The sequence below is a fragment of the Providencia huaxiensis genome (genome assembly GCF_002843235.3).
Classification (GTDB): Bacteria; Pseudomonadota; Gammaproteobacteria; order Enterobacterales; family Enterobacteriaceae; genus Providencia; species Providencia huaxiensis.
The window spans coordinates 2,893,467-2,904,519 of the sequence record NZ_CP031123.2; the positions used below are offsets into that span (position 1 = coordinate 2,893,467).

At 42.6% G+C, this 11,053-nt stretch carries 8 protein-coding genes and 1 riboswitch; of the genes, 4 read left to right on the forward strand and 4 right to left on the reverse strand.

Translation table 11 applies throughout. The features are described from left to right. Positions 1-224: 224 nt before the first annotated feature. From CYG50_RS14960 to rppH, 4 genes are all read right to left on the reverse strand, one after another. A complete protein-coding gene (locus tag CYG50_RS14960; protein ID WP_102137809.1) occupies positions 225-1,076 on the reverse strand; it encodes a thymidylate synthase in 852 nt (283 codons plus the stop codon). 119 nt (positions 1,077-1,195) lie between these two features. After that, positions 1,196-2,092 carry a prolipoprotein diacylglyceryl transferase gene (gene lgt / locus CYG50_RS14965; protein ID WP_102137810.1) on the reverse strand — a complete coding sequence of 299 codons (897 nt, stop codon included), beginning with the start codon at positions 2,090-2,092 and terminating at the stop codon, positions 1,196-1,198. A gap of 178 nt (positions 2,093-2,270) precedes the next feature. Next, complete coding sequence (gene ptsP, locus CYG50_RS14970) at positions 2,271-4,517, reverse strand: phosphoenolpyruvate--protein phosphotransferase (protein WP_102137811.1); 2,247 nt, start codon at positions 4,515-4,517, stop codon at positions 2,271-2,273. A gap of 3 nt (positions 4,518-4,520) precedes the next feature. Continuing rightward, positions 4,521-5,054: an RNA pyrophosphohydrolase gene (rppH, locus tag CYG50_RS14975; protein ID WP_004908658.1), complete on the reverse strand. Its 534-nt coding sequence runs from the start codon at positions 5,052-5,054 to the stop codon at positions 4,521-4,523. Positions 5,055-5,166: 112 nt separating this feature from the next. Further along, positions 5,167-5,264: riboswitch (TPP riboswitch) on the forward strand. A 58-nt stretch (positions 5,265-5,322) separates the two neighbouring features. Between rppH and thiB the strand changes: the two genes are divergently transcribed. The 4 genes from thiB (at position 5,323) to CYG50_RS14995 (ending at position 11,035) form a co-directional block, all read left to right on the forward strand. Then, positions 5,323-6,327, forward strand: coding sequence for a thiamine ABC transporter substrate binding subunit (thiB, locus tag CYG50_RS14980; protein ID WP_102137812.1), 1,005 nt, complete (start codon positions 5,323-5,325; stop codon positions 6,325-6,327). Continuing rightward, entirely contained in the window at positions 6,303-7,907 is a 1,605-nt protein-coding gene (gene thiP / locus CYG50_RS14985; protein ID WP_102137813.1) for a thiamine/thiamine pyrophosphate ABC transporter permease ThiP, read from the forward strand. The genes thiB and thiP overlap by 25 nt, the downstream gene beginning before the upstream one ends. After that, positions 7,900-8,610 carry a thiamine ABC transporter ATP-binding protein ThiQ gene (gene thiQ, locus CYG50_RS14990; protein ID WP_102137814.1) on the forward strand — a complete coding sequence of 237 codons (711 nt, stop codon included), beginning with the start codon at positions 7,900-7,902 and terminating at the stop codon, positions 8,608-8,610. The genes thiP and thiQ overlap by 8 nt, the downstream gene beginning before the upstream one ends. 73 nt (positions 8,611-8,683) lie before the next feature. Next, positions 8,684-11,035 carry a DNA polymerase II gene (locus tag CYG50_RS14995; protein ID WP_102137815.1) on the forward strand — a complete coding sequence of 784 codons (2,352 nt, stop codon included), beginning with the start codon at positions 8,684-8,686 and terminating at the stop codon, positions 11,033-11,035. The last annotated feature ends 18 nt before the right edge of the window (positions 11,036-11,053 follow it).

Sequence of the window (11,053 nt, forward strand, 5' to 3'; positions counted from 1 at the left end):
TTCATATAAATACAACTCGGTCTGCGAAGCGCTTCGCAAAAAAATAGTTAATTCAAAGTAAATACAAGAAAGTAAATTACTTATGAGCCAAGATAAAATTTATCAAGGGCGATGGAATCAATGAGGAGTGATGGAATCAATAAAGGGGGAAATAGTGAGATGTAAAAAACAAGACTAAGATGGCTTTTAGATAAAACCATCTTAGTAAAAAATATATTCGCTAATCAAACAGTAAATGGATACTTGATAGCTTCATGGCACTGGTACCCTTCGAGGGTAAAATCATCTGAAGTTACCCATGTTTCGAGGTCTTCTAATGACTTAATTTTGGGGTTAATAACCAATGAAGGGGAAGCAAAAGGCTCACGTTTCAGCTGGACATCACGCATCAAAGGCAATTGGTTTTCATAAATGTGCGCATTCACAATTTTATGATAAGCCTTACCGGCTTTATGCCCTGTAATGCGAGCCATTAGAGCAAGTAGAACAAAGCATTGTACTTGATTGAAATTTAGGCCAAGCGGAACATCACAACTACGCTGATAAGATGTTAAATGTAGTGTATCACCTAATAGTGAAAAAGTATGAGTATGCATGCAGGGACGCAAACAGCCCATTTCAAATTCACCCGGGTTATAAAAAGTGATGATTTCAGCACGGTCATCAATTCCATTTTTTAAGTTATTGACGACTTTTTTTAATTGGTCTAAGTGCGTACCGTCTGGACGTTGCCATGAGCGCCCTTGAACGCCATAGACGCGCCCCATGTCATCTTCACCTTTACGATGGGGGTTATTCAGCCATGCTTGGTTTTCGTTTGCATTCGCATTCCAGGTATTACAACCAATTTCACGGAACTGGGCTGCGTTATCATAGCCGCGAAGGTAGCCAAGAAGCTCTGCTATTGCTGCTTTATAAAAACTTTTACGAGTCGTAATCAAGGGGAATTGATTATTACCAACATCATATTCAAGGTCAGCGTTAATAACGGTTAAACAACGAACTCCTGTTCGTTTGTTTTCAACCCATTGCCCTTCATCAATAATACGTTGGCATAAATCAAGATACGGCTTCATAGTGACTCTCTTTTAAAAAAATAACTTAAGTGGCTAACCTTTGTCTTGTTGTACTTCATTGCTTTATTTACAAAATAGTTATATTCCGCAGACTAAGTTAGCCCCAGTAATTGTACTTATTAACTCTTTTTAGGCTCTTTTAGTGGCTTATGGGCCGGCACATTTTTACCATATTTGTAAGCCCAAACAATCATTAGAATTCCAATAATAATCATCGGTATTGACAGAATTTGCCCCATACTAATACCACCAAATAAACCAAGCTGTGCGTCTGGCTGCCTAAAGAATTCAACAATAATCCTAAATGCACCATAGCCAATCAAGAATAGCCCGGAAACACTCCCCATTGGGCGAGGTTTACGCACAAATAAGTTCAAGATAAGGAACAGAACAATCCCCTCTAAGAACATTTCATAAAGCTGTGATGGGTGTCTTGGTAGCACACCGTATTGCTCTAATATGGGTAATAGCGAAGGGTCCTGGGCGGCAAGTTGAATATCTTCACTGCGTGAATGAGGGAATAAAAATGCCCATGGCGTATCGAGTGTTACTCGTCCCCATAGCTCCCCATTAATAAAGTTACCAATACGACCCATACCTAGGCCAAATGGAATTAATGGTGCAACAAAGTCAGATACTTGCAAGAAACGACGGCGAGTACGGTGAGCAAACCACATCATGGCACATATCACACCGATTAGGCCGCCATGGAAGGACATACCACCATCCCAAACCTTAAATAGATATAAAGGATCGTCAAGAAAAACAGGGAGATTATAAAAGAAAACGTAACCTAACCGACCACCGATGAATACGCCAACAAAGCCAACGTACAGCAAGTTTTCTACTTCATTTTTTGTCCAGCCACTATTGGGTTTTGCAGCGCGACGTCCTGCTAGCCAAAGGGCAAAAACAAAGCCAACAAGGTACATAAAGCCATACCAGTGTAACGATACTGGCCCAATCGAGAACATAACAGGATCTATTTCTGGAAATGCTAAGTAGTTGTTACTCATTGTTCCCCACTTTTTAATCATTAAGCCAACTACTCGTCGACTATTACGTATTCAACAGACTTCAATGTGTGAAGTCCCCTGAAGCATACAACAAAAAGTATAGTCATTTATACTTGATATTTTTCGAACTAAACCAAATTAACTACTTACATCTTAACTAATTACATCTTGTTGTAAGTTAAATCCCACCACGTACAAAACCGCCTAAATGGTGTTGCTCCATAAATTCACTCGCCTCTAGCCTGACACTATCACTCGTTTCCGCAGCCAATAATTTCGGTACTAACTGCGACATCAAGACTGGGTCAAGCTGGCGGATTAAATATTTCATGCGAGGAACACTACGCCCACTCATACTTAAGGAGCGATACCCTAGAGCAATTAATACCATTGCGCTAAGTGGCTGCCCTGCCATTTCCCCACAAACACTGACAGGGAGCTGAAGGCGTTGGCACTCTTCACTTACTTTTGCTAAAAAGCGCACAACTGAGGGGTGAAGATTATCATATAGTGCCGCTACATGGGTGTTATTACGGTCAACAGCAAGTAAATATTGTGTAAAGTCATTAGTCCCAATAGAGATAAAATCAACGCGTTTTTTTATCTCTGGTAATAAAAATAGCAAAGAAGGAACTTCAAGCATAATACCAATTTGGGGCATCTCAACGGGCATTTTTAATAAAATACTCACTTCGTCTCTTGCTCTTTTAACCAACAAAATGGCTTCGTCTATCTCATTAACACTAGTCACCATCGGTAATAAAATACGTAAATTACCTGAAAACATATTCGCCCGTAACATCGCCCTTAGCTGAATCAAAAAAATCTCGGGCTGGTCTAACATAATACGAATACCACGCCAGCCTAAGCTTGGGTTTTCTTCGCTAATTGGCATGTATGGCAGCTGTTTATCAGCTCCTATATCAAGGGTTCTTAACACAACCGGTTTGGTTGGGAAGAGTTGTAAAACTTCCTTATAGAGCTGTTTCTGCTCATCTTCCGAGGGAAAACCATTGTGCAGCATAAAAGGCAGTTCAGTACGATACAAGCCAACACCGTCAACCCCTGTGTTAATTTGTTGCTCGTAACGCGGACTTAAACCCGCATTAAGGTAAATATGAACGTGTTCGCCACCTTTAAGTGTTGCATCTTGCCCAAGAGTCCCTTCTGCTAAGCGACTAATGACATTTTCTTCTTCAATAATTTGCTGGTATTCCTGAACAATTAAGTTCTCAGGTTCAATAAAGAGCTCACCACGATAGCCGTCCAATATTAAATGGCGATTATGTAACAGCGAAGGCTCAATATCTGCCCCCATAATTGCAGGGATCCCCATGGCTCTGATTAAAATCGCAGAATGAGAATGTGTTGCTCCGTCACGCACGACCACACCAGCAAGTTGCTCAATAGGTAACTCAGCCAATACGCTAGCGCTTAATTCATCAGCAACTAAAATAAAACGCTCTGGCCACTGTTCATTTGCGGTCAGTGAATCATCAAGATGAAATAATAAACGTTGCCCCAAGGCTTTTAAGTCAGCCCCTCTTTCTCTTAAATAGAGGTCACGAAGGCGAGAAAACTGCTCTACATAATTTTCAATGACCGTTTTAACCGCCCATTCAGCGGTTGCGTTGTCATTAATGGCAGCAAATAGGTGTTTTTTTAGCTGAGGGTCGCTAAGTAGATGATTATAGAGATCAAATATTGCTGCACTTTCTTTTGCAGAGCTAGCCATAAAACGTTTACTAATACGACGACATTCCGCAGTAGCACTTTCGAGGGCAGTGACAAGGCGTTGCTTTTCTTTGTCGATATCAATGGTACTGGCTTGGAAAATACTATCTAAAGAGGGTTGGGAGCTATCTTGCCACCCATAAGCCATTGAAATTCCCTGAGATACAGGGATAGCTTTAATTCTATTTTGTCGATATTGCCCAAAAATACCTTTTGCCTGAGCTTGTGACAAGATCACAGCGAGTTGCATCGACAACGTGACCATGAAAGATTCTTCGGTTTCATTAAACAGTCGTTTTTCCCGCTGCTGTACCACCAGCACGCCTAATAATTGGCGGCGATAGACCACGGGGACACCTAAGAAAGCTCTTAACTGTTCTTCTTTAAGCTGAGGCAGGAATTTATATTGAGGATGTTCACGAATATCGGCTAGATTGAGCATCTCAGATTGGCGCCCGACGGCACCCACGACACCTTCATCAAACCCTAGGCGAATAGCAATCCCGCTAGGTTTTTTTAACCCGCGGGTTGCCATTAAGTAATAGCATTGGCGAGGGTGATCAGCTAAATAAATGGAACAAACGTCTGTTCGCATTGCTTTGCAAGTCTCATTCACCAACACTTCTAGCGCATCAGTCAAACTTGTCGCCATTGCAACTTTTTCGACAATTTCACGTAAACGCATCAACATAGGCTACTTTGCTCCACGCCTACGGTTATTAAAAGTGGGTCGTTGTGGTAATTTTTGTTCCTGCAGAGGCATAACAACAGGGGCAAATTCCTTCATAACACGCCGATAAACTTCACGTTTAAAAGAAACCACCTGCCTAACAGGATACCAATAACTGACCCATCGCCAGCCATCAAATTCTGGCGATTTACTGCGCTGCACGTTTATATCGGCATCATTGCATTGAAGTTGAAGTAAAAACCAACGCTGTTTCTGCCCAATACAAACAGGTTTTGTATCCCAACGCACCAAACGCTTGGGTAATTTGTAACGTAACCAATTACGGGTAGATGCCAATAACCTGACATCCTTACGCTGTAGCCCGACTTCTTCGTATAGCTCACGATACATCGCCTGTTCCGGCGATTCCCCGGGATTGATGCCTCCTTGAGGAAACTGCCATGAGTGCTGACCATAGCGGCGGGCCCATAAAACTTGCCCTTGCCGATTACAAATTACAATTCCTACATTCGGGCGGTAGCCATCATCATCAATCACAGACTACCTCAATAACCAAATTTGAAAGATGCCTAATTGTTTCACACATACCTAAACTGGTAAACCTATATCAATACAGTTTGCAGATATGTCTGAAGTCACTACAATAGTGAACATCTCAACGGGGTGCCGAATTTATTTAGGCTGAGAACTAACCCGTAGAACCTGATCCGGTTAATACCGGCGTAGGGATTTGAGCCACCGTCTGCATATCTGCACCGGTTTCTCCTCAAATCCTGTGTCACTATCTTTTAGCGCAGGAAAAAGCATGTTTAAAAACAAAATTATAGCATCGATTTTTACCTTTAGTGCACTCAGTTTAAGTCAATTAGCATGGGCTGATAAACCAACGCTTACTGTTTATACCTATGATTCCTTTGCAGCAGAGTGGGGCCCTGGCCCTCAAATTAAAAAGAATTTCGAAGCGCAGTGCGATTGCGAGTTAAAAATAGTGGCGCTGGGAGATGGCGTAGCGCTGCTAAACAGACTCAGAATGGAAGGGAAAAAAAGCAAAGCAGATGTGATTTTAGGGTTAGATAATAATTTATTAGATTCTGCTGAAAAAACAGGCCTGTTTGCCCCCGCTGACATTGATACCACTGCATTGAAACTGCCTATTTCGTGGGATAGCTCAACCTTCATTCCTTATGACTATGGTTACTTTGCATTTATATATGACACTAATAAAATTAAACACCCCCCAGCAAGTATGGATGCATTATTAAATAGTGATAATAATTGGAAAATTATTTACCAAGATCCTCGCACCAGCACTCCGGGGCTTGGCTTAATGCTATGGATTGAAAAACTGTATGGCGACAAGTCTGCGGATGCATGGCAAAAAATGGCAGGCAAAACACTTACCGTCACTAAAGGTTGGAGTGAAGCTTATGGCCTGTTCTTAAAAGGAGAAGGTGATTTTGTACTCAGTTACACCTCATCACCGGGCTACCAAATGCTTAATGACCAAAAAGATAACTATGCAGCGGCATTATTTAATGAGGGTCACTATATGCAAGTTGAAGTGGCTGCAAGGCTGAAAAATAGCCCACAACCGGAGCTCGCCAAGCAATTCCTACAGTTTGTCTTAACACCTGATTTCCAAAACACCTTGCCAACGACTAACTGGATGTATCCGGTCATTGATATTCCCTTACCTGAGGTATACAACCAGTTACCTCTACCTGAAAAAGCCTTACAATTTAGTTCTCAAGAAGTTGCAAAAGAACGCCAAAACTGGACTCGTTTATGGCAAGCCGCCGTCAGTCGCTGATTAATTTGTCTTTACTACCGGGGGCGTTGGCCTCCGGTTTACTGATTACGGTTGCACTCATTAGTTTTGGTGCGCTGTGGTTTTTTGCACCTGAAATCTCAGTGGCTGACATTATCAGCGATAGCTATTTGTGGCATGTAATTGGTTTTACTTTCTGGCAGGCTTTTTTATCTGCTATTTTTTCTGTGATCCCTGCTATTTTTCTCGCAAGAGCACTGTATCGCCGTCGTTTTTTTGGGCGAACTCTATTTTTACGCCTATGTGCAATGACATTGGTTCTTCCGGTGTTAGTTGCCGTATTTGGTATTTTATCGGTTTACGGGCAGACGGGTTGGCTAGCTAAACTTTGTCAATTACTAGGGCTTGATTACACCTTTTCACCTTATGGCCTAAAAGGCATTTTGTTAGCGCATGTATTTTTTAACATGCCACTGGCAACACGTATGCTATTGCAATCTTTAGAGAATATCGCTATTGAGCAACGGCAGATTGCAGCACAACTGAGGTTTAATGAGTGGCAGCAATTCACTATTTTAGAATGGCCCTATTTACGGCGACAAATATTACCCACTGCCGCATTAATTTTCATGCTGTGCTTTGCCAGCTTTGCGACGGTTCTCGCTCTGGGAGGTGGCCCGGCAGCAACCACCATCGAATTGGCTATTTACCAAGCACTTAATTATGATTTTGATTTAGGACGAGCCACCCTTTTGGCGCTCATCCAGCTGTTTTTCTGTGTCGGTTTAATGTTTATCTGCCATAGAGTAAATAGTGTATTTTCAGTGGGGTTTAGCCAACAAGCGCAATGGGTTGATCCCGCTGATAACGCATTTCGTCGTATTCGTGATCTGCTGCTCATTATCGCTGCCATGTTATTGCTACTGCCCCCGCTGTTCGCTGTTATTTTTGATGGCTTGAATGGGCAACTCTGGGCGGTACTGCAGCAATCAGCCTTATGGCAAGCCACTGCAACCTCGGTGTTTATTGCACTGTGTGCGGGCACCGTCTGTGTGGCACTCACCTTAATGTTGTTATGGAGCAGTCGTGAATTGCGCTTACGCCAAGCTGCTCGTCTAGGGCAAGCCATAGAACTTAGCGGGTTAATTATTTTAGCCATGCCCGGTATTGTGCTAGCGACAGGTTTTTTTATCTTTTTTAATGAAACGATAGGCTTACCTGAATCCCCTTACCCATTAGTCATCATGACAAACGCTTTGTTAGCTATCCCCTATGCGTTAAAAGTATTAGAAAATCCCATGCGAGACAGCGCTGAACGCTATAACCCATTGTGCCAATCACTCGATATTTCAGGGTTTAATCGCTTTCGAATTATTGAACTTAAAGCACTGCGTAAACCAATCGCCCAAGCGCTCGCATTTGCCTGTGTTATCTCAATTGGTGATTTTGGTGTCGTCGCGTTATTTGGCAATGATAACTTCCGCACGCTCCCTTATTATCTTTATCAGCAAATAGGGGCTTATCGGTCGAACGATGGGGCTGTTACGGCCATGCTATTGTTATTACTTTGCTTTTGCTTATTCAGCTTGATTGAACGTATTTCAGGAAAACATCATGATTAAATTGACTCAGTTAGATTACCAATACGACAACCTGACAATGTCATTTGATTTTTCTGTTCAGTCCGGTGAGTCTGTGGCAGTCATGGGGCCAAGTGGTGCAGGGAAAAGTACGTTATTAAGTTTAATTAGCGGTTTTCAATTTCCCAATAGCGGTAAGATTGTGCTCAATGGCGAAGACCATACCTTCACGCCACCTGCTAAGCGCCCTGTTTCCATGCTATTTCAAGAAAATAATTTATTTTCACACCTGACTATCCGGCAAAATATTGGTCTGGGTCTGCAACCCAATTTGCGCCTTAATAAAACGCAAATTCAGCTAGTTGAACAAATGGCGAGCCGAGTCAGCCTGAGTGAATGTTTAGATAGGTTACCGGCTCAATTGTCGGGGGGACAACGCCAACGCGCAGCATTGGCACGCTGCATGATCCGCAATCAACCAATTTTACTGCTTGATGAGCCTTTTTCTGCTCTCGACCCTGCATTACGCCGAGAAATGCTGTTATTACTTAAGGAAATTTGTGCGGAAAAATCAATCACGTTATTAATGGTTTCCCATAATGTCGATGATGCCCTGCAAATTGCCCCACGGACACTGGTTATTGCAGAGGGGAAAATCGCCTACGATGGCGATACTCAATTACTATTACAGGGGCAAAGTGCGGCATCTGCGTTACTGAGTATCACCACCGCTGCCAATAATTAACACTGTATAAATTCACACTATTCGCGTATATTTATCGTAACTATTTTTATACGAGTTTTATGCGAGTAGCCTAATGACCCAACTTATCGCTCCAGCAGAAAGAGGCTTTATTCTTAGCCGCCACTGGAAAGACACCCGCCACGGTGTTGAGGTCTCTTATTGGCTACTCACTGATAACCAACCTCAAAAGGTCACTGTTCCCTATCAAAAAGCGATTGGCTTTTTAGCTGAGTCTCAATTCCCTCAAGTAAAACATCTATTAGATGAACAACCCAGCATTACCTATCGGCTCCTTGAATTAATTGATTTTAAACGCGAAAAAGTCTATGCAATTTATTGCCACCAATATCGACAATTGCAAAATCTTGAAAAAAGTTGCAACGAATTGGGTGTCGAATTATTAGAAACCGATATTCGCCCAAGTGAACGCTATTTAATGGAACGCTTTATCGCGGCCTCTGTCTGGTTTTCTCGAAATCAGCAAGGGGAGTTTCAACTAAAGCCTTGCGAAGGCTACCGCCCTTTAGTCAAAGCCGTTTCCCTTGATATCGAAACCAGTCAACATGGTGAACTCTATTCGATAGGGTTGTCTGGCTGCGGTGACAACGTGGTATTTATGTTAGGGCCAGAACAAGGGCCGGCATTGAGCACTGAACATCGCTTAATTTATGTGAATAGCCGCCCGCAATTACTTCATAAACTCAATGAATGGCTTCACCAATACGACCCTGATGCCATCATCGGTTGGAACCTAATCCAATTCGACCTACAAGTATTACAAAAACATGCAGAGCGTTATGGCATCCCCTTATTATTTGGCCGACAAAGCAAAAAACTGGAATGGCGAGAGCATGGCTTTAAACAAGGGGTATTTTTTGCTGCCGCTGAAGGCCGGTTAATTATTGATGGTATCGATGCATTAAAAGCCGCGACATGGAGTTTTTCCTCATTTAGTTTAGAGTCTGTCGCCCAAGCGCTACTTGGTGAAGGTAAAGCGATTGATACCCCTTATGACCGAATGGATGAGATCAACCGCCGCTTTGCTCACGATAAACCCGCTTTGGCACATTACAATATTCAAGACTGTATTTTAGTCCATCGGATCTTTGAAAAAACGGATTTAATGGCGTTCTTGCAGGAACGTTCAACAGTAACCGGCCTTTCTGTCGATAAAATGGGCGGGTCTGTCGCGGCATTCTCACACCTTTATATTCCCCGTTTACACCGCCTTGGATTTGTCGCTCCCAACTTTACGGAACATAAAATGCAACTGAACCCTGGGGGCTTTGTCATGGACTCCCAACCCGGGCTATATGACTCCGTATTAGTTTTGGATTACAAAAGCCTATATCCTTCAATTATTAGAACTTTTCTCATCGACCCGGCGGGTATGATTGAAGGATTAGCGCATCCAGACCTTGAATATTCTATTCCCGGTTTTCGCCAAGCTTGGTTTTCTCGCACAACCCACTGTTTACCCGATATTGTCAGCCATATCTGGCAAGAACGGGATAAAGCCAAAAAAGAACATAATGCACCGCTATCCCAAGCGTTGAAAATTATTATGAACGCATTTGCTGGGGTACTTGGGGCTGAAGGTTGTCGTTTTTTTGACCCAAGGCTAACTGCGTCAATCACCATGCGTGGCCATGAAATCATGCGTACAACCAAACGTTTGATTGAGTCACAGGGTTATCAGGTTATTTATGGGGACACCGACTCCACGTTTGTGTGGTTACGTGATGCCCACAATGAAGAACAAGCGCAAAAAATTGGTTTTTCTTTACGTGATTACGTGAATAGCTGGTGGAAAAAACATTTAGCCGAAGAGTGGCAATTAGAGGGTGTTTTAGAGCTCGAATATGAAACCCATTACCGCCGATTTTTGATGCCAACGGTACGTGGTGCCGAAATGGGGAGTAAAAAGCGCTATGCAGGGCTGAGTAAAGACACCATGGTATTTAGAGGGTTGGAGACCATTCGCTCAGACTGGACACCTTTAGCACAAATATTCCAAAAAGAGCTCTATACCCGTATTTTTTATCGCCAACCTTACCGTGAATATATTCGTGAATATGTACAAAATATTCGTTCAGGCCAATATGATGACCGTTTAGTTTACCGTAAACGTCTGCGCCGAAAATTGACTGATTACCAAAAAAATGTTCCTCCCCACGTTCGAGCCGCTCGTGCCGCTGATGATTATAATTTAAAATTACAGCGCCCTTTGCAGTATCAAAATGGCGGTTGGATAAACTATATTATCACTCAAGCGGGGCCTGAACCGCTGGAAATCATCACAGCAAAACCGGATTACGAACATTATATCGCTAAGCAAATCAAGCCAATAGCCGATGCCATCTTACCTTTCTTACAAGATGACTTTGATACCCTGCTAACTGGGCAAATCACCCTTTTGTTTTAAAATTTATTCCACCTTTGA